At 68.9% G+C, this 25,587-nt stretch carries 21 protein-coding genes; 15 read left to right on the top strand and 6 right to left on the bottom strand.

Translation table 11 applies throughout. The annotated features are described in order from the left end of the window. Positions 1-19 precede the first annotated feature (19 nt). The 3 genes from INR38_RS07670 (at position 20) to INR38_RS07660 (ending at position 3,625) form a co-directional block, all read left to right on the top strand. Entirely contained in the window at positions 20-2,188 is a 2,169-nt protein-coding gene (locus INR38_RS07670) for a TonB-dependent siderophore receptor (RefSeq protein ID WP_012203803.1), read from the top strand. Between the two features lie 100 nt (positions 2,189-2,288). Further along, positions 2,289-3,431: a PepSY domain-containing protein gene (locus INR38_RS07665; RefSeq protein WP_207442764.1), complete on the top strand. Its 1,143-nt coding sequence runs from the start codon at positions 2,289-2,291 to the stop codon at positions 3,429-3,431. Beyond that, positions 3,428-3,625: a hypothetical protein gene (locus INR38_RS07660; protein ID WP_063327065.1), complete on the top strand. Its 198-nt coding sequence runs from the start codon at positions 3,428-3,430 to the stop codon at positions 3,623-3,625. Before INR38_RS07665 ends, INR38_RS07660 begins: the two co-directional genes overlap by 4 nt. Positions 3,626-3,655: 30 nt before the next feature. On the opposite strand, the gene INR38_RS07655 is transcribed toward INR38_RS07660, so the two are convergent. Both INR38_RS07655 and INR38_RS07650 read right to left on the bottom strand, forming a co-directional pair. Beyond that, positions 3,656-4,459: a response regulator gene (locus INR38_RS07655; RefSeq protein WP_207442765.1), complete on the bottom strand. Its 804-nt coding sequence runs from the start codon at positions 4,457-4,459 to the stop codon at positions 3,656-3,658. Further along, positions 4,456-5,094 (bottom strand): response regulator, encoded by a 639-nt coding sequence (locus tag INR38_RS07650; protein ID WP_013803877.1) that lies wholly within the window; start codon positions 5,092-5,094, stop codon positions 4,456-4,458. Before INR38_RS07650 ends, INR38_RS07655 begins: the two co-directional genes overlap by 4 nt. A 113-nt stretch (positions 5,095-5,207) precedes the next feature. Here INR38_RS07650 and INR38_RS07645 point away from each other — a divergent pair, with 113 nt between their 5' ends. The 11 genes from INR38_RS07645 (at position 5,208) to INR38_RS07595 (ending at position 18,053) form a co-directional block, all read left to right on the top strand. Then, a complete protein-coding gene (locus INR38_RS07645; RefSeq protein WP_207442766.1) occupies positions 5,208-5,579 on the top strand; it encodes a response regulator in 372 nt (123 codons plus the stop codon). Beyond that, positions 5,579-6,499, top strand: a complete 921-nt coding sequence (locus tag INR38_RS07640) for an ABC transporter substrate-binding protein (RefSeq protein ID WP_207442767.1) — start codon at positions 5,579-5,581, stop codon at positions 6,497-6,499. Before INR38_RS07645 ends, INR38_RS07640 begins: the two co-directional genes overlap by 1 nt. Before the next feature lie 24 nt (positions 6,500-6,523). Then, on the top strand, positions 6,524-9,052 hold the full coding sequence (locus INR38_RS07635; RefSeq protein ID WP_207442768.1) for an ATP-binding protein: 2,529 nt from the start codon (positions 6,524-6,526) through the stop codon (positions 9,050-9,052). A 126-nt stretch (positions 9,053-9,178) separates the two neighbouring features. Further along, on the top strand, positions 9,179-9,739 hold the full coding sequence (locus INR38_RS07630) for a sigma-70 family RNA polymerase sigma factor (protein WP_013803880.1): 561 nt from the start codon (positions 9,179-9,181) through the stop codon (positions 9,737-9,739). After that, positions 9,736-10,800, top strand: a complete 1,065-nt coding sequence (locus INR38_RS07625) for a FecR domain-containing protein (RefSeq protein WP_207442769.1) — start codon at positions 9,736-9,738, stop codon at positions 10,798-10,800. Before INR38_RS07630 ends, INR38_RS07625 begins: the two co-directional genes overlap by 4 nt. Positions 10,801-10,888: 88 nt before the next feature. Beyond that, positions 10,889-13,270: a TonB-dependent siderophore receptor gene (locus INR38_RS07620; RefSeq protein ID WP_207442770.1), complete on the top strand. Its 2,382-nt coding sequence runs from the start codon at positions 10,889-10,891 to the stop codon at positions 13,268-13,270. 184 nt (positions 13,271-13,454) lie between these two features. Further along, positions 13,455-14,642, top strand: coding sequence for a muconate cycloisomerase family protein (locus INR38_RS07615; RefSeq protein WP_207442771.1), 1,188 nt, complete (start codon positions 13,455-13,457; stop codon positions 14,640-14,642). A gap of 28 nt (positions 14,643-14,670) precedes the next feature. Continuing rightward, positions 14,671-14,949 carry a muconolactone Delta-isomerase gene (gene catC / locus INR38_RS07610; RefSeq protein ID WP_012203794.1) on the top strand — a complete coding sequence of 93 codons (279 nt, stop codon included), beginning with the start codon at positions 14,671-14,673 and terminating at the stop codon, positions 14,947-14,949. Between the two features lie 42 nt (positions 14,950-14,991). Beyond that, complete coding sequence (locus INR38_RS07605) at positions 14,992-15,984, top strand: tripartite tricarboxylate transporter substrate binding protein (protein WP_012203793.1); 993 nt, start codon at positions 14,992-14,994, stop codon at positions 15,982-15,984. Positions 15,985-16,031: 47 nt separating this feature from the next. Beyond that, positions 16,032-16,946, top strand: coding sequence for a dioxygenase (locus INR38_RS07600; RefSeq protein WP_071954526.1), 915 nt, complete (start codon positions 16,032-16,034; stop codon positions 16,944-16,946). A gap of 111 nt (positions 16,947-17,057) precedes the next feature. Then, entirely contained in the window at positions 17,058-18,053 is a 996-nt protein-coding gene (locus INR38_RS07595; protein WP_012203791.1) for a tripartite tricarboxylate transporter substrate binding protein, read from the top strand. A 16-nt stretch (positions 18,054-18,069) separates the two neighbouring features. Here the strand turns inward: INR38_RS07595 and INR38_RS07590 are convergent, their stop codons facing one another. Next, on the bottom strand, positions 18,070-19,026 hold the full coding sequence (locus INR38_RS07590) for a DMT family transporter (RefSeq protein ID WP_192367085.1): 957 nt from the start codon (positions 19,024-19,026) through the stop codon (positions 18,070-18,072). Positions 19,027-19,098: 72 nt separating this feature from the next. On the opposite strand from INR38_RS07590, the gene INR38_RS07585 reads away from it, so the two are divergent. Further along, positions 19,099-19,983 carry a LysR family transcriptional regulator gene (locus INR38_RS07585; RefSeq protein ID WP_063327073.1) on the top strand — a complete coding sequence of 295 codons (885 nt, stop codon included), beginning with the start codon at positions 19,099-19,101 and terminating at the stop codon, positions 19,981-19,983. On the opposite strand, the gene INR38_RS07580 is transcribed toward INR38_RS07585, so the two are convergent. Genes INR38_RS07580 through INR38_RS07570 form a run of 3 tightly spaced genes read right to left on the bottom strand, consistent with a single transcriptional unit; the run spans position 19,980 to position 25,351 of the window. After that, entirely contained in the window at positions 19,980-20,222 is a 243-nt protein-coding gene (locus INR38_RS07580) for a formate dehydrogenase subunit delta (RefSeq protein WP_063327074.1), read from the bottom strand. The two genes, INR38_RS07585 and INR38_RS07580, sit on opposite strands and share 4 nt — an antisense overlap. Then, on the bottom strand, positions 20,222-23,158 hold the full coding sequence (gene fdhF / locus INR38_RS07575; RefSeq protein WP_207442772.1) for a formate dehydrogenase subunit alpha: 2,937 nt from the start codon (positions 23,156-23,158) through the stop codon (positions 20,222-20,224). Before fdhF ends, INR38_RS07580 begins: the two co-directional genes overlap by 1 nt. A gap of 12 nt (positions 23,159-23,170) precedes the next feature. Further along, on the bottom strand, positions 23,171-25,351 hold the full coding sequence (locus INR38_RS07570; protein WP_207442773.1) for a formate dehydrogenase subunit gamma: 2,181 nt from the start codon (positions 25,349-25,351) through the stop codon (positions 23,171-23,173). Positions 25,352-25,587: the final 236 nt, after the last annotated feature.

The following is a 25,587-nucleotide window of genomic DNA, read 5'->3' as shown; positions in this document are numbered from 1 at the left end:
CTTTTTCCAACCTTTGCACATGACTGCCATGACGCACCACAGCACTCCTGCGGACTTCCGCTTCGCTCCCCACCCCCTCACGCGCCTGATCCGCCAATGCCTGGGCGCCGGCCTGGCCCTGGCCGCCGTGGGCGTGGCGGCCCAGACGGCCGAGGGCCCGGCCCTCAAGGAGGTGACGGTGAGCGACCAGGCCGAGGCCATTGGCGGACTGCAAAAGACCTATGCCGGCGGCCAGATCGCGCGCGGCGGCGACCTGGGCATTCTGGGCAAGACCGACCAGATGAACGTGCCCTTCAGCACGACCAACTACACCTCGGAGCTGATCGAGAACCAGCAGGCGCTGACCATCGCCGACGTGGTGATGAACGACGCCTCGGTGCGCACCCTGCAGGCACGCGGCGGCTATGGCGATGACTTCCAGGTGCGGGGCTTTTCCCTGTCCATGCGCGATGTGTCGGTGAACGGCCTGTACGGCCTGTCGCCCTCCACGCGCCTGCCGCTGGAGGTGATCGAGCGCGTGGAAGTGCTCAAGGGACCCGGCTCGCTGACCAATGGCGTGGGTCCCAGCGGCAGCATCGGCGGCAGCATCAACGTGGTGACCAAGCGCGCGGGCGACGTGCCGCTGAACCGCCTGACCGCCACCTACATGGGCAAGGCCCAGTTCGGCACCCACCTGGACGTGGGCCGCCGCTTTGGCGAAGACAACCAGTGGGGCGTGCGCGTGAACGGCGTGTGGCGCAACGGCGAAGGCAATATCGACGGCGGCCGCCAGCGCCTGGGCCTGGCATCGGTGGGCCTGGACTACGAAGGCCAGGGCCTGCGCTGGTCGCTGGACGCGCTGACCACCAGCGGCAAGACCACGGAATTCCGCCCGCAAAGCGCCTTCCTGGCCGGCATCACCCAGGTGCCCGCCGTGCCCGACAGCCGCACCAACTTCAACCCGGGCACGGAGCTGCTGGACAAGGCCAAGACCGTGATCTCGCGCGTGGAATACGACATCAACGCCAACACCTCCGTCTACGGCGGCGTGGGCTACAGCGATGTGTCCAGTGACCAGAGCTTTCCCACGGCCGTGCAGCGCATCGACTCGCTGGGCAACTTCACGGTGCGCAACGGCTTCTACGACGAGTTCAACAAGACCACCTCGGCCGACGTGGGCCTGCGCACGCGCTTCAAGACCGGCGCCATCGGCCACACCGTGGTGGCCGCAGCCAACTACATGGACCGCGAAAGCGGCTACTTCTACCAGCTGACCACCAAAGCCGTCCCCTCCAACATCTACAACCCCGCGCCCCTGCCGGCCATCGACTTCGTGCGCGGCGCGCCCACCAAGAACGCCGAGCTGACGCAGCACAGCCTGGCGCTGGCCGACACCATGGCGCTGTTCAGCGACCGCGTGCTGGTGACCGTGGGCCTGCGCGACCAGACCATCGACCAGAAGAACGCCAGCGGCACCACGCTGTACAAGGCCAGCGCCGTGACGCCGCTGGCCGGCGTGGTGTTCAAGCCGCAGAACAATGTCTCGGTCTACGCCAACTACACGGCTGGCCTGTCGGCAGGCGGCACGGCCGGGCCCAACACGGCCAATGCCGGCCAGGTGTTCGCGCCGCAGAAGTCCAAGCAGTACGAAGTGGGCGTGAAGGTGGACTGGGGCCGCATGACCACGCAGGCCGCGCTCTACCAGATCCAGCGCCCGGGCTCCATGACAGACCCGGTGACCAATGTCTACAGCTTCGGCGGCGAGACGCGCAACCGCGGCCTGGAGCTGACCGCCTACGGCGAGATCCAGAAAGGCCTGCGCCTGCTGGCCAGCGCGGCCTTCAACAACGCCAAGCTCTCGCGCACGGCAGGCGGCGTGAACCAGGGCAACGATGCCAACGGCGTGCCCGAGCGCACCTTCAACCTGGGCCTGGACTGGGATACGCCCTGGGTGGAGGGCCTGAGCCTGAATGGCCGCGTGATCCACACCTCGTCCATGTACTACGACGCGGCCAACATCCTGCGCATGCCCGGCTGGACACGCCTGGACCTGGGCGCACGCCTGCGCACCCATGTGGCCGGCAAGCCGGTGGTGCTGCGCGCCAGCCTGGAGAACGTCAGCAACAAGAGCTACTGGGTGACTGCCGCCGGCTACACCACCACGGGCGCGCCGCGCACGCTGATGCTGTCCGCACAAGTGGACTTCTAAGCCACCGGCCACCGGCAACCGCCCCGCCCCCGGCATGGCGCCGGGGGCGCGGTGATGGCGGGGGCCCCAGGCCCCCTTCTGTCAGAGAAAAAAACACCCCATGCAAAGCCACACGATCAAGACCTGGGCCTGGTTGCACAAATGGAGCAGCCTGGTCTGCACCGTCTTCATGCTGCTGCTGTGCCTGACCGGCCTTCCGCTGATCTTCCACCACGAAATCGGCCACCTGCTGGGCACCGAGGTGGAGGCCCCGCCCATGCCCCAGGGCACGCCCCATGCCAGCCTGGACAAGGTGCTGGAGGTGGCCCGCGCCCAGCACCCGGACCGCGTGGTGCAGTTCGTCTCCAAGTCCGACGACACCGACGACCTCTGGTTCGTCACCATGACGCCCACGCCGGCGCCCACGGACGATTTCCGCTCCGTGGTGGTCGATGCGCGCACGGCCGAACTGCTGGCCCAGCCGCGCTTCGACCAGGGCTTCATGTGGGTCATGTTCAAGCTGCACGTGGACCTGTTCGCGGGGCTGCCGGGCAAGCTGTTCCTGGGCTTCATGGGGCTGCTGCTGCTGATCGCCATCGTCAGCGGCGTGGTGCTGTACGCGCCCTTCATGCGCAAGCTCGATTTCGGCACCGTGCGCCGCACGCACCAGCCGCGCCTGAAGTGGCTGGACCTGCACAACCTGCTGGGCATCGTCACCCTGGTGTGGCTGTTCGTGGTGGGCGCCACCGGCATGATCAATACCTGGGCCGACCTGCTGATCAAGTATTGGCAGCATGACCAGCTCAGCAGCGTGCTGGCGCCCTACCAGGGCCAGGACACGGTCCCGGTGGCGGAGCGCGCCTCGCTGCAGCAATCGCTGCAGGCCGCCCAGCAGCAGGTGCCAGGCACCAAGCTGTACTTCATCGCCTTCCCCGGCACCACGTTCTCCAGCCCGCACCACCACACCTTCTTCCTGCGCGGCAACGAGCCCCTGACCTCGCGCCTGTTCCTGCCCGTGCTGGTGGACGCCAAGACCGCCCAGGTCACGGCCGCGCCCGCCCTGCCCTGGTATCTGACGGCGCTGCTGGTGTCCCAGCCGCTGCACTTCGGCGACTACGGCGGGCGGGCCATGCAGATCCTCTGGGCGCTGCTGGACATCGCCAGCATCATCGTGCTGGGCACGGGCCTGTACCTGTGGGTCAAAAAAGGCAAGAGCGTGCCGGCCCCGCAGCCCGCGCCGCGCGGCAAGGAGGTCTCGGCATGAGCGGCGCGCAACACCGGGGCTTTCTCGCCCTCTGGGGCTGGCCCATCGCGCTGGGCGTGCTTACGGCCATCGGCCTGGTCTCGGCCCTGTTCAGCGACGGCGGCCTTGGCGACATGCTGGCCGGCGTCTGCCTGGCCATTCCCACGGCGGCGGGAATCTGGCACGGCTGGGTGCGGCGCAGCCCGCCGCAATGACGGCGGGATGGCGGAATAGCGGGCGCGGTGTCAGCCGCGCCGGGGCCGCTGGCCCGCGCCGTCCAGCATACCCAGCAGGGCCGCGCCCAGTTGCCGCCAGGCATCGGTGGCGCCCGCCCAGTCGCTGGCCAGGCAGGCCTGCTCCAGCGTCTGCGCCAGGCCGCTGGCCTGCTCGTGCCCCAGCAGGCGCAGCACGCTTTTGAGGTTGTGCGCCAGCCGGCGCAGCGCCGCGGCGTCGCGCGCGGCCAGCAGGTTTTCGCCCAGCGCCACATCGTCGGGCAACTGCGCAAGACAGCTGGCGCGGTAGCTGTGGAACAGGGCGGCATCGCCGCCGAAGTAGCTGGAGACGACGGCCGGGCCGCCATCCGCCGGCATATCCGAAGGCATATCCGCAGGCATATCCGCCGGCACATCCGCACCGGCAGCTTGCCCGCTGGCCGGCGCGGGCGAGCCGGCCGGTTGCGCTGCCAGCACCGATTCCACGCAGTCCACCAGTTGCGCCACCGACACGGGCTTGCGCAGCACGCCCCAGACCTGCAGTTGCTCCAGCCGCAGCGCCACGTCGGCCCGCACGCCGGCGCTGAAGACCACGGCGCTGCAGCCTGCCTGCGGGGAGCTGCGCAGCCATTCGATGAGCTCGACCCCGGAGGCGCCGGGCAGCATCAGGTCGGTGATCAGCAGGGCAAAGGGCTGGCTCTGCAGCAGGCTCTGCGCCTGCTCCGCACTCGCGCAGGACACCAGGTTGAGGGGCATGCCCTCCAGCGCCAGCGTGACGAATCGCGCAATCGAGGCATCGTCCTCCACCAGCAGGACCGCAGGATGGGCCGGATTCACGCTGCCTGCCTGCCCAGCAGTTCGCCCAGCGCCTCGGGCAGCTCCTGCACGAGCTGGGGTTTGTGGATCACGCGCGCGCCGCCCAGCGCAAAGGCGTAGGCCTCGCGCTCTGCCGCATCCAGCGAGGTGACCACCAGCAGCTTGCAGCGCGCGAACTGCTCATGCGTGCGCAAGGTGGTGATGAGGGCGGCGCCGTCGATGTCGGGCAGCAGGATGTCCACCAGCAGCACGTCGGGCTGGATCTGCCCGTACAGCGCCATGCCGGTGATCCCGTCGTGCGCCACGTGCAGTTGCACGTCGGGAAAGTGGCGCTGCACCAGCAGGCGCACCAGGTTCTGAAAGTGCACGGAGTCCTCGATCAGCAGCACGCGCGGGCCCGTGCCGGCCTGCGCGGGAGCGGGCGCCGGGGCCGCCGCTGGCGCCCCGGACGTGGCGGCCGCATCGCCCTGCCTGCCGCGCCAGCGTTCCACGGAGGCGCGCGTGATGCGCCGGTGCCCCCCGGGGGTCTTCCAGGCCTCCAGATCGCCGCGATCGACCATGAGCTGAACCGACCGCACCGCCATGCCCAGCAGCTTGGCCACCTCAGCGGTCGTGTAGTGCGGAATTTGGCCTGGTGGGGTGCTGTTCTCGGACATGGCGGCAATTTTGCATCAAATACGATTAAAAAAAACAATACAAATTTGATGAATTTGATATTTATGATTCAATCCACCGCAGCACCCTTCAACTGCGTTGCGAAAGGCCCGCCATGAAGAAGATACTGATCGCCGAAGACCAAGCCGACATCCGCAAGCTGTTGCGCATGACGCTGGAGTCCAGCGCATACGAAGTCATGGAGGCGCCGACCGGTGACGAAGCCTGGGCCCTGGCCCAGCGCAGCCAGCCCGATGTCGTGCTGCTGGACATGATGATGCCGGGGACGCTGGACGGCCTGGAGGTGTGCTGCCGCATCAAGACCTCCTACGACCTGCGGCACACGCGGGTGATCCTGCTGACGGCCCGGGGCAGTGCGCAGGACCGCGAGGCGGGCTTCAATGCCGGTGCCGACGAATACCTGCTCAAGCCCTTCAGCCCGAACCGGCTGCTGGAGACCCTGGTCAGTCTTTACAGGAGCGACTGATGACGATGCACACGCAGGCCGCCGCGGGCCGATGGCAGATACCGTCCGGGAACGCCGCGCGCCTGTCCGCGCTGGCGCGGGCCGCCGTGCAGGCCGTTGTGCTGCCCGCTGTGCTGCCCGTTGTACAGGCGCTGCTGCTGGCACTGGTGCCGGTCTGGGTGGCGGTGCTGGCCATGGGGCCTGGCGCAGCACGGGCCGGCGAGGTGCTGGACCGCGTGGCCAGCAGCCACACGCTGAAGGTCTGCATCTGGCCCGACTACTACGGCATCACCTACCGTGACGCACGCACGGGCAGGCTCACGGGCATCGACGCGGAGCTCTCGGCAGAGCTGGCCAAGGACCTGGGCGCGCGGCTGCAGCATGTGGACTCGTCCTTCTCGCGGCTGGTGCCCGACCTGCTGGAGTCGCGCTGCGACGTGGCCATGTTCGCCGTCGGCATCCTGCCGCAGCGCCAGCAGCAGCTGCGCTTCACCCAGCCCTACCTGAGCAGCGATATCTACGGCATCACCACCAAGAGCAACCCCGCCGTGCGCAGCTGGGCCGACATCGACCAGCCCGGCGTGCAGGTGGCCGTGCAGCGCGGCACCTTCATGGAGCCGGTCATGCGCGAGTCGCTCAGGCATGCGCACCTGGTGCTGGTGGAGCCGCCGCAAACCCGCGAAAAGGAACTCATGGCCGGGCGCGTGGACGTGTTCATGACCGACTACCCATACAGCCGCAAGCTGCTGGACAGCTCGGACTGGGTGCAGCTGATCGCGCCGCCCCAGCCCTTCCATGTGCTGCCCTACGGCTATGCGGCCAGCCCTGCCGACGCCCAGTGGCTGGCGCGCCTGAACCAGTTCGTCTCGGACATCAAGCGCGACGGCCGCCTGGCCAGGGCCGCGCGCCACAACGGCCTGACCGCCATCGTCGCGCCCTGAAACTTCCGATGGAGCACCTTCATCATGTCTGAACGAGCTGCCGCGCATCATTTTCTCGGAGCCCGGCGCAGTGCCCACATCAAGGCACTGGTGCTGACCTTTGCACTGTGCGTGCTTGCCGGACTGGTGCTCTTCGTCTGGAGCCAGCTGCATGCCGATGCGGACCAGAGCAAGTCCCAGGCCTCGCTGCTGGCCCGCGTGCTGGAGGACCAGACGGCAAAGACCTTCGAGAACACCGAAATGGCCCTGGCCAGCCTGGCGCACAACCCGGCCATCGTGGCCGCAGGCAGTGGGCGCGGCACGCGCGAGGCCGCCATGGCCCTGCTGATCGCCCAGTTGCCCTACCTGCGCAGCATGGCGCTGATCGACGACAAGGGCCTCATCCTGGCCAGCACCCAGGCCGGGGAGGCCGGCCAGCAGATCAACACGCAGGATCTGCTGCACGACAAGGCGGCCGTCCTCATCCCCGGCAAGCCCCAGCTGGGCCGGCTGGTGCCCGGCCGCAGCCTGTCGTCGCTGGCGCCACGGGCGCATCCGACGCCGCGCGGCGTGTCCTTCCTGCCGCAGTTGCTGGCCTTTCACCAGGACAACGGCATGCCCGCCGTGCTGGTGGCCCTGATCAATCCCGACGCCGTGGCCAACTTCTACCAGTCCACGCTGGAGACCCTCAGCTACGAGGCCGTGCTGCTGACCTATGACGGCCGACCCCTGGCCAGCACCAATGAGGGCACGGGCGTGCAGGCGGCCGCCGCGCTGCAGACGCCGCTGTTCCAGGAATGGCTGCCGCACAGCGAATTCGGCTCCTACATCGGCGCGGGCATGCTGGGCCGCCACCAGATCGTGTCGTTCCGCACCGTGCGCAACTGGCCCCTGCTGCTGGTGGTGGAGGAGCCCTACGCGGCCATGGTGGCGCGCTGGCGGGACAACGCCTTTGCCTTCTTCGTGGCCGGCGTGGCCCTGCTGGCCCTGGTGCTGGGACTGAGCTGGTCGGTGCTCAAGACCCGCAGGGTCCAGAAGTCGGCACTGCAGGCCATGGAGCAGGCACAGGCGCGCCTGGCGCGCAGCGAGCATGAGATGGCCGTGCTCATGCGCAGCGTGCAGGAGCTGATCTTTCGCACCGACAGCCAGGGACTGCTGACCTTCGTGAACGCGCGCTGGGAGCAGCTGACCGGCCAGCCCAGCGCCGAGGCCGTGGGCCAGCCGCTGGAGAACATCGTGGACGGCTCGTACCTGGCGCAGATCCAGGCCCTGCTCGATCCCCTGGCCCGGCTGGCACCGCGCAACTGCCAGGCCATGTTCCGCCTGCCGGGCAACCGGGAGATGCTCTGCGACATCGCCGTGGTTCCCCTGCTGCGCGACGGCCGGCTGGTGGGCTTTGCCGGCAGCGCCGTGGACGTGACCGCCCGCTGGAAGGCCCAGCAGGAACTGCAGACCCAGCTGGCCTTCCAGCATCTGCTGTTCGAGACCACGCCCCTGCCCATGCTGGTCACCGACGCGGACCAGCGCGTGGCCCTGGTCAACAAGGCCTGGGAGGACTTCTTCGGCCGGGGCCGCTACGCCGTGCTCGGCCACGAGATCAAGGGCCTGCACGCGCGCGACGATGCCCTGCTGCAGATGCGCAGCAACCAGGTCGTGATGCGCTCGGGCCAGCGCATGATGGTGGAGGCCCGGCTGCCCCATGTGGACGGCAGCTACCGCGACGTGCAGATCTCCAAGGCCGCAGTGAAGAACGCCCAGGGCCGGATCACCGGCGTGCTCAGCATTTTTGTGGACGTGAGCGAATTCCGCGCGGCCGAGCATGCCACCCGCGAAGCCCGCGACGCGGCCGAAGAGGCCTTCCGCGTGAAATCGGAATTCGTGGCCAACATGAGCCACGAGCTGCGCACCCCGCTGCAGTCCATCATGGGCTTTGCCGAGCTCGGCGGCCTGCGCTCGCGCGGCAATCCCGCCATGGCCGACATGTTCAACGACATCCACGAGGCGGGCATACGCATGCTGGCCCTGGTCAACGACCTGCTGGACGTGGCCAAGCTGGAAAGCGCCGTGGGCACCATCCACGTGGAGCGCACCGACCTCAGGAGCCTGATCCGGCCCGTCGTGCGCGAGCTGGAGCCGCAGCAGCAGCAAAAGCTGATCGACCTGCGGCTGGAGCTCGACGACACGCCGCTGATCGCCAAGGCCGACCCCGTGCGCTTCCAGCAGGTGGTGCGCAATGTGCTGGCCAATGCCATCAAGTTCTCACCCATTGGCGGGCGCATCGATGTGCAGGGCCGCATCGATGAGCAGGGCGATATCTGCATCGCCGTCTCCGACCAAGGGCCGGGCATTCCTCCGCAGGAACTGGACAAGATCTTCCAGCCCTTCGTGCAGTCCAGCAAAACCCGCAACGGCTCGGGCGGCACCGGCCTGGGCCTGGCCATCTGCCGCAAGATCATCGACGCCATGGACGGCACCATCGCCGCCAGCAACCGCCCCGAAGGCGGATCGCTGTTTCGCATCACCCTGCCCTGCCGCACCGGCGCCTCGGAGACGCGGCCGGCGGAGTTGCTGTAGCGGAGCCAGACAGGGCAGAGCGCGCGTGGGCATTCGGCAACAAATGAGAAGAAGTCTCATTTAGAATGCCGCAACCTTGCTCCCTGAACCTGCCGGTCGGCACGCCCGGCCTCCATTCCCGTTCGTATGACACGCCATCCGACTCCCGCAGCCTGGCTGGGCCTGGACCTGCGCTGGGCCTACGGCAGCCTGCTGCCCGCCATCTGGCGCAGCACGCGCTGCATCCACCGTGCGCAGGATGTGCTGCATGACGCCTTCGTGCGCTACGCCCTCAGCGGCAGGCATGAAGGCATCGCCCAGCCGCACGCCTATCTGCGCGTGGTGGCGCGTACCGTGCTCGCGGACCAGATGGCGCATGAACGCCGCTTCGTGCCCCTGCCCGACCTGGCAGGCGAGCCGGACTCCACGGCCCCCGGCAGGCGCGCGGACGCCATCGCCGTGCAGGAAGCATTCACCGCGCCTTCCGCCGAGGTGCTGGCCGATCTGCAGCAGCGCCTGGCCGCTGCGCAGCGGGTCATCGAAGGGCTTCCCCCGCGCTGCCGCGAGGTGTTCTGGCTGTGCAAGGTGGAAGGCCATTCCCAGCCCAGGATTGCCGCCACGCTGGGCATCAGCCTGAACATGGTGGAGCGCCACCTGATGCGCGCCCTGCTGGACCTGCGCGCCGCGCGCGAGCTGCTCGCGCCATGACCACGCCGCGCGAAGAGGCCGCGCGCTGGTTCATACGCATGCACCGGGATGCGGGAGCGCAGCCCGGCGCCGCCGACGCCGCCGCCTGGCGCACCTGGATGGACGCCGACCCGCGCCACGCCGCCGAATACGCCGCCTTCGAGGCGCTGTGGCAGGACTTCGACTCCACGCCCCGCACCGAGGCCCTGGCCACGGCCGTGAACACCGCCGCACGCCAGCGCCGCAACACGCGCCGCGCAGCCATCACCCGCGGCGTGCTGGGCGTTGCCGGCCTGGGCACGGCGGGCCTGCTGGCATGGCGCGGCTTGCTTGAATGGCAGGACACCACCGTGTTCGCCCTGGCCCGCGACAGTGCGATTGGCGAACGCATCGTGCTGAACCTGCCCGACGCCAGCGTGCTGACCCTGGGACCGGCCAGCCGCATCGCCACGCGCTACACGCGCCGCCAGCGCGCCGTGGTGCTGGAGCAGGGCGAGGCCCTGTTCGACGTGGCCAGGGATGCAGACCGCCACTTCACCATCGACGCAGGCCAGGCGCGCATCACCGTGCTGGGCACGCGCTTCACCGTCAACCGGCTGCCGGGCCTGGTGCGGGTGAGCGTGGAGCATGGCACGGTGCGTTTGGCGGTGAAAGGTGCTGAAGGAGCACCGTCCTTGCTGCTGCAGGCGGGCGAAGTGGGGGAACTGCCGGACGAAAGCGCCGGTGCCGCACCCGGTGCCGCACCCGGAGCCGATGGCGCCCACGCCAGCCCCCGCCCCCGTCGCGTGCAGCGCGATGCGCGCGACAGCTTCTCGTCCATCGAACGCGGTCTCATCGTCTTCGACAGCGCCGGGCTGGGCGAGATCGCCGCCACGCTGTCGCGCTGGCGCCGCCAGCCCGTGCGTGCGGCCGTAGCCGACGGCACGGGCGGGCCGCGCATCACGGCCGCCGTGCAGCGCGCCGATGTGGAGAGCTTCCTGGACGCGCTGCCGCGCATCGCCGCCGTGCGCGTTCAGGAGCGCGACGGCGCCACCTGGCTGGCCCCGCGCAGCACGGCGCCGGAAAGAATCCGGAAAAACTGAAAAAAAGCGGCCAACACACATCAGGGATCCGGCGGGCTGCTCCGTCATACAGGCGAGCACAACCGATTTCCAGGAGAACGTTCCCGCCATGCCCGCCCGCCCTCTTTCCTCCCGCCCGGCACGCGCCTGCCTGTCCCTGCTCGCCTGCGCGGCGGCACTGGCCTGCACGCCAGCCCTGGCCGCGCCTGCCGACATCGACCTGCCGGCCCAGCCGCTGTCCGACGCCATCAAGGCCCTGGCGCGCGCCACCGGCACCAGCATCGCGGCCGACAGCGCCCTGCTGGCAGGCAAGACCGCGCCCGCCGTCCAGGGCCGCCTGGAGCCGGCCGAGGCACTGCAGCGCCTGCTGGCCGGCAGCGGGCTGCAAGCCTCTGCCCAGCCCCAGGGCGGCTGGCTGCTGCGCCCCGCCCCGGCGCGCCCGCAGACCGCGCTGGACGAAGTGCGGGTGACGGCCACGGCCCTGCGCGACGGCCGCACGGAAGGCACGGGCAGCTACCGGGCGCCCTATGCCAGCGCGGCCACCAAGATCGAGCTGACGGCCCGGGAGACGCCGCAGTCCGTATCCGTGATCTCGCGCGCGCAGCTCGATGACCAGAACTTCGTGGAGCTCACCGAAGCCGCCAAGGTGGTGCCCGGCATCGTCGTGCGCCGGCAAAGCAGCACGGGCGGGCGCAGCGACATCCTCTCGCGCGGCTACCAGTCCTCCACCTACCAGTTGGACGGTCTCACCGTCAGCGGCAATCCGGCCACCCAGGAAACGCTGGACCTGGCCCTGTTCGACCGGGTCGAGGCCCTGCGCGGGCCGGCCGGGCTGTTCTCGGGCGCGGGCGAGCCCAGCGTCATGCTCAACCTGGTGCGCAAGCGCGCCCTGCCGGACTACCAGGGCCAGGGCGCCATCGGCCTGGGCTCGCGGGGACGCCAGCGGGCCGAGGTGGATGTCACCGGCCCGCTGTCCGAAGATGGCCGCCTGCGTGGCCGGGTGGTGGCGCTGCACGAGAACTTCGGCAGCCCCGTGATGGCCATGGACGGCCACAAGCAGGCCCTGTATGGCACGGTGGAGCTGGACATCACTTCCCAGAGCACGGTCTCGGTGGGCGCCACCTGGCAGCGCGGCCGGGGCAACTACGACACCGGCCTGCCCGCCCACGCCGACGGCAGGCTGGCCCCCATTCCGCGCGACGTGGCCATTGCCGCCGACTGGGGCCGAGCCGCGCCCGAATCGCTGGCCGGCTTCATCGAGTCGGAGACGCGGCTCGACGGCGGCGGCCTGTTCAAGGTGGCCGCGCGCCGTGTGCTGCGCCAGCAGCGCGACAAGTACATCAACGGCTACTCGGCCGTCTCGGACACCGGCATCAGCCGCTTCACCCAGGCCCAGACCGTGGACCGCGACTACGCCGACACCACGGCCGACATCTACTACAGCACGCCCTGGCAATGGGCCGGGCAGACGCACCATTTCATCGCGGGCGCGGACTACCGCAGCTCCAACATGCACCTGCGCATGCTGCGCGGCGCCATGAACACGCCGGCCGACCTGTTCCACTACGACCCCTCCACCATCCCCGAGCCCAGCTTCAAGCCCTTTGCCGACGACATCACGCGCACCAGCCTGCGCGGCGTCTACGGCCAGTTGCGCATCAAGCCCACGCAGGCCCTCACCCTGGTGGCGGGCGCGCGCAAGAGCTGGTGGAAGACAGAAACCTCGGACCGGCTGCAGAACACGCGCTCGGGCTACGAGGTCGATGGCCAGTTCACGCCCTTCGGCGCCGTGCTCTTCGATCTGAACGACAGCTGGACGCTCTACGCCAGCCAGTCGCGCATCTTCCAGCCGCAAAGCGGGCGCCTGGCCGGCGGCGGCCAGATCGCCCCGCGCGAGGGCCGGCAGGTGGAGGCCGGCATCAAGGGCAGCCTGCTGGACGGACGCCTGAATGCCACCGCCGCCGTGTACCGCATGCAGGACACCAACCGCGCGCTGGCCGACCCTGGCGATGCCGCCTTCGTCATCCCCGCAGGCAAGGTGCGCTCCGAAGGCTTCGAGGCCGAAGTGGTCGGCTCGCTGTCGCCGCGCTGGGACGTGGCGGCCAGCTACGCCTACATGCGCTCCAAATACCTGCAGGGCACCGTCACGCAGACGGGCACCGACTTCAGCACCATGTCGCCGCGCCACAGCGTGAACCTGTGGGCGCGCTACCGCGTGGCCGGCCCCGTGGCCCAGGGGCTGGAGCTGGGCGCGGGCGTGCGCGCCGTCAGCGAGTTCTACGACACCCTGGGCACCGTGCGCTGGCGCGCGGGCGGCTACGGCGTCTGGTCCGTCTATGCCGCCTACCCGCTCACCCCAAAGGTCAAGCTGGCCGTGAACATCGACAACCTCTTCGACCGCGTCTACTGGGAGCGCGTGGGCACGGCCACGCGCAGCAACTACTACGGCCTGCCGCGCAGCATCATGGTCACGCTGCGCAGCAGTTTCTGATCCAGTCGCCAGAGGGCGTGCGCCGCAGAAGGCTGCCGCGCCCCCTGCCTGCCGCGCAGGCATTCAACACATCGACACCATCGAATGATTTCTCACAAATAATTCAATAGATCCACACAATGCATGGATTTACGCTTGTGTCCATCGTCGGCAGCCGCCGCCAGCCAAGACACACGCCATTGCCATGCAAGACCGTTTCCTGATCGAGCGCATCGAGGCGCGGATCCTCGACATTCCCACCATCCGTCCGCACAAGCTGTCGTTCGGCTCCATCAGCCGGCAAAGCCCGGTGATCGTGCAGCTGTGGCTGCGCAATGGCGCCACGGGCTTTGGCGAGGCCGCCACCATCGGCGGCCCGTCGTGGAACGAGGAATCGCCCGAGAGCATCCACCACGCCATCACCAACCACCTGGCGCCCAGCCTGATCGGCCAGGACGGCGCGCGCTTCGAGGCCTGCCTCTCGCGCATGGACCTGGCCTGCAAGGGCAATGCCTTTGCCAAGAGCGCCGTCGAGATCGCGCTGATGGACGCCGTGGCCCGCAGCCTGCAGTTGCCGCTGTGGCAGTTGCTGGGCGGCAAGCAGCGCGACAGCCTGCCCCTGGCCTGGACGCTGGCCAGCGGCGACATCGAGCGCGACCTGGCCGAGGCCCAGCTGCGCCTGGAACAAAAACGCCACCGCATCTTCAAGATGAAGATCGGCGCGCGCACGCCTGAGGCCGACGTGGCCCATGTGAGCGAGATCGCGCGCGGCCTGCAGGGCCGCGCCACGCTGACCGTGGACGTGAACCAGGCCTGGGACGGCGCCACGGCGCGGCGCTTTCTGCCGCAATTGATCGATGCCGGCGTGACCCTGATCGAGCAGCCCGTGGCCGGCTGGAACGTGCCCGCGCTGCGCGAGCTGACCGCCACGCTGCAGGGCGCCCTGGTCATGGCCGACGAGAGCGTGTGCACGCCCTACGACGCCATGCGCCTGGCGCGCGAGCAGGCCAGCCATGTGTTCTCGCTCAAGGTGGCCAAGCACGGCGGCCTGCTGCGCACGCGCAAGGTGGCGGCCATTGCCCAGGCGGCCGACATCGGCTGGTACGGCGGCACCATGCTGGAGACCTCGATCGGCTCGGCCGCCTCGGCCCATGTCTTTGCCACGCTGGGCGGGCAGCACTACAACTGCGAGCTGTTCGGCCCCCAGCTGCTGGTGGACGACATCGTCACCGAGCGCATGGCCATCAGCGACTTCGAGCTGCAACTGCCCGACGGGCCCGGCCTGGGCTTGGAGATCGACCTGCAGCAGCTGGACCGCTTCGACCGCGCGCTGGCCGGCAGCCAGCCGCAGCACTTCGACATGGGGCAGGCCCGGACCGGGGCTGCGACCTGAATTCCTTTCATTCCTCCTGGAGACAAACATGCTTTATCTGGTCCGCATGGACGTGAAGATTCCCCACGACCTGCCCGCCGACGTGGCAGCCGAGATCAAGGCCCGCGAGAAGGCCTACTCCCAGCAGCTGCAGCACGACGGCCGCTGGCCCCACATCTGGCGCGTGGTGGGCGAGTACGCCAACTACAGCGTGTTCGACGTGGCCTCCAACGACGAGCTGCACGAGCTGCTGCAGGGCCTGCCGCTGTTCCCCTACATGGACATCCAGGTCACGCCGCTGGCAAGGCATCCCTCGGCCATCGCCTGAGCACAGCCCAAACCAAGACCAAATTTTTCGGAGACAACTGAAGTGAATGTGAAACGCCGTTTTCTGACCGCCGCAGCCGCAGGCCTGTGCCTGTCCGCCGTGATGCCCGCCGCCCATGCGCAGGCACCCGAGGCCAACTGGCCCAGCAAGCCCATCCGCTGGATCGTGCCCTTCCCGCCGGGCGGCGCCATGGACGCCATTGCGCGCACCCTGGGCGAGAAGGCCGGCCGCACGCTGGGCCAGCCCTTCGTGATCGAGAACCGTCCCGGCGCCGGCGGCAACATCGGCGCCGACTTCGTGGCCAAGCAGCCCGGCGACGGCTACACGCTGATGATCACCTCCATCGGCATGGCCACCAACAAGCCGCTGTACCGCAAGCTCAGCTACGACCCGATCAAGGACTTCGCCCCCGTGGGCGTGCTGGCCGTGGTGCCCAACATCCTGGTCACCAACTCCACCCAGCCCAACGTCAAGAGCGTGGCCGACGTGGTGGCCGCCGCCAAGGCCTCGCCCGGCAAGCTGACCTATGCCTCGGCCGGCAACGGCACCTCCATCCACCTGGCGGGCGAAGTGTTCAACTCGCTGGCCGGCGTGGACATCCTGCACATCCCCTACAAGGGATCGGGCCCGGCCGTCTCCGACCTGCTGGGCGGACAGGTCAACTACATGTTCGACTCCATCACCTCGGCGCGCCCGCACATCCAGTCGGGCAAGCTGCGCGCCCTGGCCGTGACCACGGCCAAGCGTTCGTCCAGCATGCCCGACGTGCCCACCATGGAAGAGGCCGGCATCAAGGGCTACGAGGTCTCGCCCTGGTTCGCCGTCTTCATGCCCGCCAGCACGCCACCGGCCATCGTCAAGAAGCTCAACCAGGTCTTCGTGGCCGAGATGAAGCAGCCCGACGTGCTCGAACGCTTCAAGGCCATCGGCGCCGAAGTCGTGGGCTCCACGCCCGAGGAGGCGGCCAAGCACCTGCAGGCCGAGTCCGTGCGCTGGACCAAGGTGATCACGGAGCGCAACATCAGCATGGACTGAGCGCTTCTCTTTTCCAGGACATCCCATAAAACCACGAGGAGACAAACATGTCCGAACTGTCCCAGGACCAGCTGCTGAATCTGGTCAACAGCAAGCAGATCGCCCCTGGCAGCGACCGCGTGCGGGCGCTGACCCAGCGCATCGTCAGCGATCTGTTCCACACCATCGACGAGATGGATGTCACGCCCGACGAGTTCTGGGCCGCCGTGGACTGGCTGGGCCGCCTTGGGAGCAGCGGCCAGCTGGGCCTGATCACGGCAGGCCTGGGCTTCGACCGGCTGCTGGACATCCGCAGCGACGAGGCCGATGCGCGTGCCGGCCGTGCGGGCGGCACGCCGCGCGCCATCGAAGGCCCGCTGTTCGTGGCCGGCGCACCGCTGTCGCAAGCGGAGGCGCGCCTGGACGAGGGCGAGCCCCAAGGCGAGGTCTTCGTGATGGAAGGACGGGTGCTGGACCTTGACGGCCAGCCTCTGCCGCATGCGCTCATCGATGTCTGGCATGCCAATGTCCAGGGCGGCTACTCACACTTCTTCCCGGGCATGAAGCCCTACGAGCTGCGCCGCCGCATAGAAACCGACGACCAGGGCCGCTACCGCTTTCGCAGCTATGTGCCGCCCGGCTACTCCATACCGCCGAACAGCCCCACCTCGGAACTGTTCGACGCGCTGGGACGCCACGGCCATCGTCCCGCCCACATCCACTTTCTCGTGGTTGCACCCGGCATGCGCACGCTGACCACCCAGGTCAACCTGCCCGGCGATACCTACCTGGACGATGACTTCGCCTTCGCCACGCGTGACGGCCTGATCGTCGAGCTGGAGCGCGGCGTGGCGCCGGCCGGCTATGAGTCGCTGGGCGTGAACGCGCCTTTCGTCCGCACGCGCTTCGACTTCGTGCTGCAGCCCGCGGTCAGCGAAGGCGAGTCCTTGCCGCTGACACGCATGGAGCGTGTGCGCGCCTGAGGCGCCTCCACCTTCCGGGGCCTTCCGGCCTGCCATTTTTTCGATTCTTCCGTTCCACAGCAGGCCGCCCCTTGGAGTGCGGCCTGCTTCACCGTACCCGCTTCCCACACCATGTCCAGCCTGCATCGCATCGCCGCAACCCTGCTGACCGCCACCGTGGCCCTCGTGCCCGCCCTGGGACACGCCCAGGCTCCGGCAGCCTTTCCTTCCAAGCCGGTGAACATCGTCGTGCCCTACGCGGCCGGCGGCCCCGTGGACAACCTGGCACGCGCGCTGGCCACGCGCCTGAACAAGGTCTGGTCGCAACCCGTGGTCATCCTCAACCGCACAGGCGCCAACGAGATCATCGGGGCCGAGTACGTGGCCAAGAGCGCACCCGACGGCTACACGCTGTTCGCCGCGACCGAAGCGTCGCTGACCATGAACCCGCACCTGTACAGGAAGCTGCCCTACAACCCGCAAAAGGACTTCGCCCCCATCTCCCGCCTGATCAGCGTGCCCATGGTCTTCTTCGTGCCCCAGAGCTCCAAGGCCGGCACGCTGCAGGAGTTCATCGCTCAGGCACGCCAGGCAGGCAAGACCAAACCGCTGACCTATGGCTCATCGGGCGCGGGCGGCATCGTGCACCTGCCGCTGGCCATGTTCGCCAAGCAGGAAGGGCTGGAGATGGTGCACGTGCCCTACAAGGGCGCCGCACCGCTGATCCCCGAAGTCATCGCCGGCCAGATCGACGCAGCGGTGCTGGGCGTGTCGGTGATCGAGCAGCACATCAAGTCGGGCAAGCTCAAGGCCCTGGCCGTTTCCTCGGAGACACGCAGCATCGCCCTGCCGGATGTGCCCACCTTCAAGGAAGCCGGCGTGCGCGACATCCAGGCTGTCTTCAACATCGGCCTGCTGGCACCGGCTGGAACGCCGGCGCCCCTGGTGGAGAAGATCGCCGCCGATGTGCGCCGCGTGCTGCTGGAGCCCGAATTCCGCAAGACCCAGGTGGACGCGTTCTCCTACGTGGCCGTGGCCTCCAGCCCCGCCGAATACCGCGACTTCCTGGCGCGCGACTACCAGGTACAGGGCGAACGCGTGCGCACCTCGGGCGCCTCGCTGGATTGAACCGGACGGGGTCCGTTCAGCTCTGGACTGCGGTGCGCTTGGCAACCACGTGCACCGCAGCCGCAGGCCTGCGCCCCCAGTTCATCAGCGCCGTGCCGGCCACGGCCATGCCGCCGCCCAGCACGATGCTGGCATCGATGCTCTCGCCCAACCACAGCGCCGACAGCGCCACGCCGATCACGGGCACCAGGGTGATGTAGCCCGAGGCCGCGCCCGCGCCCAACGCCTTGACGCCGTCGAAGTACCAGGCATAGGCAAGCGCCGTGGCGCCGAAAGCCAGGAAGGCCAGCGCACCCCAGGCGGTGCCGTTGCCAAGCACGGCAGCCTGCAGGCCGGCCGGCCCCTCGACCACCAGGCTGGCCACCAGCAGCATGGCCGCGCCCATGGTCGAGGTCACGGCCGTGGCCGACAGCGCATCGACGCCTGTGAGCAGCCAGCGGCCGATCAGGGTGTAGGTCACCCAGCACACCACGCAGCCCAGGATCAGCAGCTCGCCGGCGCCCACCGATCCCTGCAGCAGCGCCAGCGGCTGGCCATGCGAGATCACCACCACGGCGCCGCAGGCCGCCAGCGCCATGCCCAGGGCAATGGTGCGGTTGAGCCGCTCGCCGAACAACCAGACCGCCAGCGCCAGCGTGAGCACGGGGTTGAGCGTGATCACCAGGGCCGCCTTGCCGGCCGGCACATGCTGCAGCCCCATGAGGAAGAAGGCCGCATAGCCGAACACGCCCGTGGCGCCAGCGGCCGCCATGCCCAGCCAGCGCTTGGCGCTCCAGTGCCTGAGACCGGCCATGCCACCGGCCCAGTACAGCCACGGCAGCAGCACGGCTGCGGCCAGCAGGAAGCGCAGGCTGGCGGCGGCCAGTGGCGGCATGTTCTGTGCCACCACGCGGCCCGCAGGCCAGGAAGCGCCCCACAGCAGGGCCATGCCGACAAGCCGCAGGTGAGGACCGAAGAAGCGTTGAAAATTCATGGCGCGTACTATGTGCTCATATCGATTCATAGACAAATGAGCGAATGCTCATGACCTGGACACCGTGATCCCATGACCTTCACCCAGCTCGAAGTGTTCGCGGCGCTGGCCCGCGCCGGCAGTTTCTCGCGCGCAGCCGCGCTGCTGGGCATTACCCAGAGCGCCGTCAGCCATGCCCTGCGCGCGCTGGAAGGCGAGCTGCAGGTGCAGTTGGTGCGGCGCGAAGGCCCCCACTCCCCACTGACCGACGCAGGCACGCGGCTACTGCAGCGCGCCAACGACATCCTCCAGCAAAAGGAGGCCTTGCGGCAGGAGGCCGATGCCGAGCGCGGCATGGCGCGCGGCACGCTGCGCGTGGCCTCGTTCGGCGCCACCTCTTCGCTGCGTCTGCTGCCCCCGCTGATCACCGAGTACCGGCGCCGCCAGCCCGCCGTGCTGGTGCAGATCGACGAGCAAAACGACGACACCGTGGTCAAGTGGCTGCTGGAGCGGCGCGTGGAGATCGGCTTCGTCGTGCTGCCCGACGAGCGCTTCGAGACCGTGCCCCTGGTGGAAGACGAACTGGTGGCGCTGCTGCCCGCATCGCACCGGCTGGCGGCCCAGCGCAGCATCCGCGCAGCCGACCTGCAGGGCGAGGCCTTTGTGCGCACCTCGGCCGGGTCGGGCGCGCACATCGACCGCTTCCTGGCCGAGGCCGGCGCCCAGCCTGCGGCCATCTACCACTTCGAGCAGATGTCCTCCATGCAGGGCTTCGTGGCCCAGGGCCACGCCATTGCGATTGCCGCACGCCTGGCCGTGCCCGAGCAGGCGCCCGAAGGCATGGTCTACCGCAGCCTCGCGCCCCGCCAGCGCCGCGTCACCGGCCTGGCCGTACGCAGCATGGAACGGCTGTCGCCAGCGGCTGCCGGCTTTGTGGAGCTGGCGCGGGAGATGGCGAAGAAGAAGTGCTTTGGCTAAGTCTGCGGCGAGGATGCCAGGCGCAGCGGATGCAGCACCAGCGCCTCGCGCACGATGGGCTTGAGCGCCTGGGCCTCGTCGGGGCTGGCCAGCACGCGGGCCAGTTCGGCGCGCATGCGGGGCTCCCAGAATTTGCGGATGTGTTCGGCGATGCCCTGCAGGGCCTCGTCACGCTCGGGCATGGCCTCGAAGAACTCTCCGATGCGGTTGGCCATGCGGACCAGGTTCGCGCTGTCCATCACTTGCCTCCTGCCACGGCCATGCTGCCTGCCTGCGCGGCTTGCAACAGGCCGATCTGCTCTTCATGCATGCGCGCAAAGCCGCGCTGCCAGTCGGAAGGCTGGGCGTGCTGGGGGACGGGCAGCACCTGCACGGCCGTGACCTTGTATTCGGGGCAGTTGGTGGCCCAGTCCGAGCTGTCGGTGGTGATGACGTTGGCGCCCGATTCGGGAAAGTGGAAGGTGGTGTAGACCACGCCGGGCTGTATGCGCTCGGTGACGGTGGCGCGCAGCACGGTCTCGCCCGCGCGGCTGGCGATGCCGACCCAGTCTCCGTCGCGTATGCCGCGGTCCTCGGCGTCGTGCGGATGGATTTCCAGCCGGTCCTCGCTGTGCCAGTGGCTGTTGTGCGTGCGCCGGGTCTGGGCGCCCACGTTGTACTGCGACAGGATGCGCCCCGTGGTCAGCAGCAGCGGAAAGCGCTGGGTGACCTTCTCGTCGGTGGCCACGTACTGGGTGATGATGAAGCGGCCCTTGCCGCGCACGAAGCGGTCCCTGTGCATGATGGAAGTGCCGGCCTCTTCGGTGCTGTCATTGCAGGGCCATTGCACGCTGCCCAGCCGGTCGATCTTGTCGTAGTTCACGCCCGCGAAGCTGGGCGTGAGCGCGGCGATCTCGGCCATGATTTCGCTCGGGTGCGTGTAGTTCATGGCGTAGCCCAGCGCATTGGCCAGGAGCTGGGTGACCTCCCAATCGGCATAGCCGGCCAGCGGCGCCATGACCTTGCGCACGCGCGAGATGCGGCGCTCGGCATTGGTGAAGGTGCCGTCCTTTTCGAGGAAGGAAGCGCCTGGCAGGAAGACATGGGCGTACTTGGCGGTTTCGTTGAGGAAGATGTCCTGCACCACCACGCATTCCATGGCCGAGAGCGCGGCCGTCACATGCTGGGTATTGGGGTCGGACTGCACGATGTCCTCGCCCTCGCAGTACAGGCCCATGAAGCTGCCGGCCAGGGCCGCCTCGAACATGTTGGGAATGCGCAGGCCGGGCTCGGGGCTGAGAGCCACGCCCCAGGCCCCCTCGAACTCGGCGCGCACCGTGCTGTCCGAGATGTGGCGGTAGCCGGGCAGCTCATGCGGGAAGGAACCCATGTCGCAGGAGCCCTGCACATTGTTCTGGCCACGCAGCGGGTTCACGCCCACGCCTTCGCGGCCCACGTTGCCCGTGGCCATGGCCAGGTTGGCAATGCCCATGACCATGGTCGAGCCCTGCGCATGCTCGGTCACGCCCAGGCCGTAGTAGATGGCCGCGTTGACGGGAGTGCCCGCCGCGTGGTCCTCGGCACCCAGCGCATACAGGCGCGCGGCGCCGCGCACGAGTTCGGGAGCGACCCCGGTGACCTCGGCCATGGCCTCGGGCGAGTTCTCGGGCCGGGCCACGAATTCCTTCCACTGCGCGAAGGACTTGGCATCGCAGCGCTCGGCGATGTAGTCCTCGGCCAGCCAGCCTTCGGTGACGATGACATGGGCCAGCGAGGTGATCATGGCCACGTTGGTGCCGGGCCGCAGTTGCAGGTGGTAGTCGGCGCGGATGTGGGGCGACTTGACGAGCTCGATCTCGCGCGGGTCGATGACGATGAGCTTGGCGCCCGCACGCCGGCCGTCGCCGCGCAAGCGCTTTTTCATGCGCGAGCCGAACACCGGGTGCGCGGCCGTGGGATTGGCGCCGATGACCATGACCACGTCCGTGTGCTCGATGGACTTGAAGGTCTGCGTGCCGGCCGAGGTGCCATAGGTCTGGCCCAGGCCATAGCCCGTGGGCGAATGGCATACGCGCGCGCAGGTATCGACGTTGTTGTTGCCGAAGGCCGTGCGCACCAGCTTTTGCACCAGGTAGGCCTCCTCGTTGGTGCAGCGCGAGGAGGTGATGCCGCCAATGGAATCCTTGCCGTGCTTCGCCTGGATGCGGCGGAACTCGCTTGCCGTGTGGGCAATGGCCTCTTCCCAGCTGACCTCGCGCCAGGGGTCGGTGATCTTCGCGCGGACCATGGGCCGGGTGATGCGGTCCTTGTGCGTGGCATAGCCCCAGGCAAAGCGGCCCTTGACGCAGGCATGGCCCTCGTTGGCCTGGCCGTCCTTCCAGGGCACCATGCGCACGACCTGCTCGCCCTTCATCTCGGCCTTGAAGCCGCAGCCCACGCCGCAGTAGGCGCAGGTGGTGATGGCGCTGTGCCCGGCCTGGCCCAGCTCGGTCACGGTCTTTTCCTGCAGCGTGGCCGTGGGGCAGGCCTGCACGCAGGCGCCGCAGCTGACGCAGTCGCTGTCCATGAAGCTGCCGCCCTGCCCCGCCGTGACGCGCGACTCGAACCCCCGGCCCGAGATGGTCAGCGCAAACGTGCCCTGCGTCTCCTCGCAGGCGCGCACGCAGCGGTTGCAGACGATGCACTTGCTGGGGTCGTAGCTGAAGTACGGGTTGGAGACATCGACCTCGGCGCGCGCCTGGCCCTTGAAATGGTTGGCGCCGTCGAAGCCGTAGCGCACCTCGCGCAGGCCCACCGTGCCGGCCATGTCCTGCAGTTCGCAGTCGCCGTTGGCGCTGCAGGTCAGGCAGTCCAGCGGATGGTCGGAGATGTACAGCTCCATCACGCCGCGGCGCAGCTCCTGCAGTTGCGGGCTTTGCGTGCGCACCTTCATGCCCGGCTCGGCCGGCGTGGTGCACGAGGCCGGAAAGCCCTTGCGCCCCTCGATCTGCACCAGGCACAGGCGGCAGGAGCCGAAGGGCTCCAGGCTGTCGGTGGCGCACAGCTTGGGCACGCTGACGCCGCCTTCCATGGCAGCGCGCATCAGCGAGGTGCCCTCGGGAACGCAGACCTCGCGTCCGTCGATTTCCAGGGTGATCAGGCGTTCGGACGGGCTGGCGGGCGTGCCCCAGTCGGCTTGCTTCAAATGGTCGAGCATGGTGTTCTCCGTTCAGGCAGCCGCTGCGGCCGTGGTGGACTCGATGCCGAAGTCCTGGGGGTAGTGGGTCAGCGCCGAGCGCACGGGATACGGCGTCATCCCGCCCATGGCGCACATGGAGCCGTGCTGCATGGTGTCGCACAGGCTTTCCAGCAGGGCCACCTGGCCGGCGTGGGCGGCAGGGTCGGTGCCGGCGCGCACGATGCGGTCGATGACCTCCACGCCGCGCGTGGAGCCGATGCGGCAGGGCGTGCACTTGCCGCAGGACTCGATGGCGCAGAACTCCATGGCGTAGCGCGCCAGCTGCGCCATGTCGGCCGTGTCGTCATGCACGACGATGCCGCCGTGTCCCACCACGTTGCCCTTGGCGGCATAGGCCTCGTAGTCCAGCGGCGCATCCCAGTCGGCCGGCGCCACATAGCTGCCCAGCGGGCCGCCCACCTGCACGGCCTTGACGGTGCGGCCGGTGGCCGTGCCGCCGCCAAAGTCTTCCACCAGCTCGCGCAGGCTCAGGCCGAAGGCCTTTTCCACTAGGCCGCCGCGCGCAATGTTGCCGGCCAGCTGGAACGGCAGCGTGCCTCGCGAGCGGCCCATGCCAAAGCCCTGGTAGAAAGCCGCGCCGCGCGCCAGGATCAGAGGCACCGTGGCCAGCGTGATCACGTTGTTGATCACCGTGGGCCGGCCCCACAGCCCCTCGATGGCCGGCAGCGGCGGCTTGGCGCGCACAATGCCGCGCCGGCCCTCGATGCTCTCCAGCATGGCCGTTTCCTCGCCGCAGACATAGCTGCCCGCGCCCTTGCGCACCTCCATGTGGAAGGCCCGCCCGCTGCCGGCCACGTCGCGGCCCAGCCAGCCTGCGGCCTCGGCGCGCGCAATGGCTTCGCGCAGGGTGGCGATGGCATGCGGATACTCGCTGCGCACATAGACCAGGCCCTGCGTGGCGCCCACGGCCAGGCCCGCGATGGCCATGCCTTCGATCAGCGTGTAGGGATCGCCCTCCATCAGCAGCCGGTCGGCGAAGGTGCCCGAGTCGCCCTCGTCGGCGTTGCAGGCAATGTACTTTTGCGGCCCCGCTGCGGCGGCCACAGTCTTCCATTTGATGCCGGCCGGAAACGCCGCACCGCCACGGCCGCGCAGGCCCGAATCCAGCACCTCCTGCACGATGGCCGCGGGCTCCATGCGCGCCGCGCGCTCCAGCCCCTGCCAGCCGCCATGGGCTGCGTAGTCGGACAGGTTCAGCGGATCGATGACACCCACTCGCGCAAAGGTCAGGCGCTCCTGGCGCGCCAGGTAGGCAATGGCCTCGGTCAGTCCATGGCACAGCGCATGGCTGCCGCCCTGCAGCATTCCGGCATCGATCAGGCCCGGCACCACATCGGCCGTGACCGGGCCGTAGGCCACGCGGCCTTCGGGCGTCTCGACTTCCACCAGGGTCTCCAGCCACAGCAGGCCGCGCGAGCCGTTGCGCACGATCTGCACCTGAAGGCCGCGCGCCTCGCACTCACGCTGCAGGGCGCCGGCCACGGCGTCAGCGCCCACGGCCAGCGCGGCGGCATCGCGGGGCACATAGACGCGCACGCCGGGGCCTGCCCCTGCTCCTGCATGCGCAGGCTGGGCCACCGGCTCGCCGGCCTGCTCCGGCTGGCGGCATTGCGCGATGAGTGCATCCAGTCCATTGGCCGAGACATGCGCATGGGGCTGGCCATCGAGCATCACGGCAGGCGATGACGCGCACAGGCCCAGGCAGTAGACCGGCTCCAGCGTGACAGCGCCATCGGCACTGGTTGCATGCCCATGCCCATGCCCGTGCCCACTCGATCCGCAGCCCAGCGCCTGGCCTGCGTGGGCCAGCAGCGCGTCGGCACCGCGCGACTGGCAGGCCTCGGCGCGGCAGACCTGCAGCACATGGCGGCCCGCTGGCGTGCTGCGGAAATGGGGGTAGTAGGAGATGACGCCATGCACCTCGGCACGCGAGAGGTTCAGCGCATCGGCAATGCGCGGCACGGCGGCTTCGGGGATATGGCCCAGCATGTCCTGCACGGCGTGCAGCAACTCGATCAGGGGGCCGGGGCGCCGGGCATGGACGGCAATGGCGCGCTCGACGGCCTCGCGCTCATGGGCGCCGAGTGCGCTGTCGGCAACAGCGGCATTGAGGACGGCGATGGGAATGATCTTCCCTTGTGTGGCTGGCATGGGTGTCCCTGCTGGCTTTCGTTGTGGGGAGCGGCGCGGTCCGGTCCGCTGGCGCTTTGTCTCTCATGCCATTTCAAGGCCTGCCGGGCAAGCCGTCAAATTCAAACGGATGATTGCGCCATTCAATCGGCAAATGAGCCGCCGGGCAGTGCTGCGCCTGCTGCCCCAGGTCTTGCGGATGCCGCAGCCAGCGCGGGTTTGCGGCACTTGGCAAATGCGCCCGGCTTGTCGCAAAT

Source organism: Delftia sp. SD018, assembly GCF_017355445.1.
Lineage (GTDB): Bacteria > Pseudomonadota > Gammaproteobacteria > Burkholderiales > Burkholderiaceae_C > Comamonas > Comamonas acidovorans.
The sequence above is the reverse complement of the archived record's forward strand: the minus strand, read 5'-3'. Positions and strand labels throughout refer to the sequence as shown.

Excerpts from the sequence above, each read along its gene's own strand:
- INR38_RS07670 (WP_012203803.1), top strand. The coding sequence starts at position 20 with ATGACTGCCATGACGCACCACAGCACTCCTGCGGACTTCCGCTTCGCT.
- INR38_RS07665 (WP_207442764.1), top strand. The coding sequence starts at position 2,289 with ATGCAAAGCCACACGATCAAGACCTGGGCCTGGTTGCACAAATGGAGC.
- INR38_RS07660 (WP_063327065.1), top strand. The coding sequence starts at position 3,428 with ATGAGCGGCGCGCAACACCGGGGCTTTCTCGCCCTCTGGGGCTGGCCC.
- INR38_RS07650 (WP_013803877.1), bottom strand. The coding sequence starts at position 5,094 with ATGTCCGAGAACAGCACCCCACCAGGCCAAATTCCGCACTACACGACC.
- INR38_RS07645 (WP_207442766.1), top strand. The coding sequence starts at position 5,208 with ATGAAGAAGATACTGATCGCCGAAGACCAAGCCGACATCCGCAAGCTG.
- INR38_RS07640 (WP_207442767.1), top strand. The coding sequence starts at position 5,579 with ATGACGATGCACACGCAGGCCGCCGCGGGCCGATGGCAGATACCGTCC.
- INR38_RS07635 (WP_207442768.1), top strand. The coding sequence starts at position 6,524 with ATGTCTGAACGAGCTGCCGCGCATCATTTTCTCGGAGCCCGGCGCAGT.
- INR38_RS07630 (WP_013803880.1), top strand. The coding sequence starts at position 9,179 with ATGACACGCCATCCGACTCCCGCAGCCTGGCTGGGCCTGGACCTGCGC.
- INR38_RS07625 (WP_207442769.1), top strand. The coding sequence starts at position 9,736 with ATGACCACGCCGCGCGAAGAGGCCGCGCGCTGGTTCATACGCATGCAC.
- INR38_RS07620 (WP_207442770.1), top strand. The coding sequence starts at position 10,889 with ATGCCCGCCCGCCCTCTTTCCTCCCGCCCGGCACGCGCCTGCCTGTCC.
- INR38_RS07615 (WP_207442771.1), top strand. The coding sequence starts at position 13,455 with ATGCAAGACCGTTTCCTGATCGAGCGCATCGAGGCGCGGATCCTCGAC.
- catC (WP_012203794.1), top strand. The coding sequence starts at position 14,671 with ATGCTTTATCTGGTCCGCATGGACGTGAAGATTCCCCACGACCTGCCC.
- INR38_RS07600 (WP_071954526.1), top strand. The coding sequence starts at position 16,032 with ATGTCCGAACTGTCCCAGGACCAGCTGCTGAATCTGGTCAACAGCAAG.
- INR38_RS07595 (WP_012203791.1), top strand. The coding sequence starts at position 17,058 with ATGTCCAGCCTGCATCGCATCGCCGCAACCCTGCTGACCGCCACCGTG.
- INR38_RS07590 (WP_192367085.1), bottom strand. The coding sequence starts at position 19,026 with ATGAATTTTCAACGCTTCTTCGGTCCTCACCTGCGGCTTGTCGGCATG.
- INR38_RS07585 (WP_063327073.1), top strand. The coding sequence starts at position 19,099 with ATGACCTTCACCCAGCTCGAAGTGTTCGCGGCGCTGGCCCGCGCCGGC.
- INR38_RS07580 (WP_063327074.1), bottom strand. The coding sequence starts at position 20,222 with ATGGACAGCGCGAACCTGGTCCGCATGGCCAACCGCATCGGAGAGTTC.
- fdhF (WP_207442772.1), bottom strand. The coding sequence starts at position 23,158 with ATGCTCGACCATTTGAAGCAAGCCGACTGGGGCACGCCCGCCAGCCCG.
- INR38_RS07570 (WP_207442773.1), bottom strand. The coding sequence starts at position 25,351 with ATGCCAGCCACACAAGGGAAGATCATTCCCATCGCCGTCCTCAATGCC.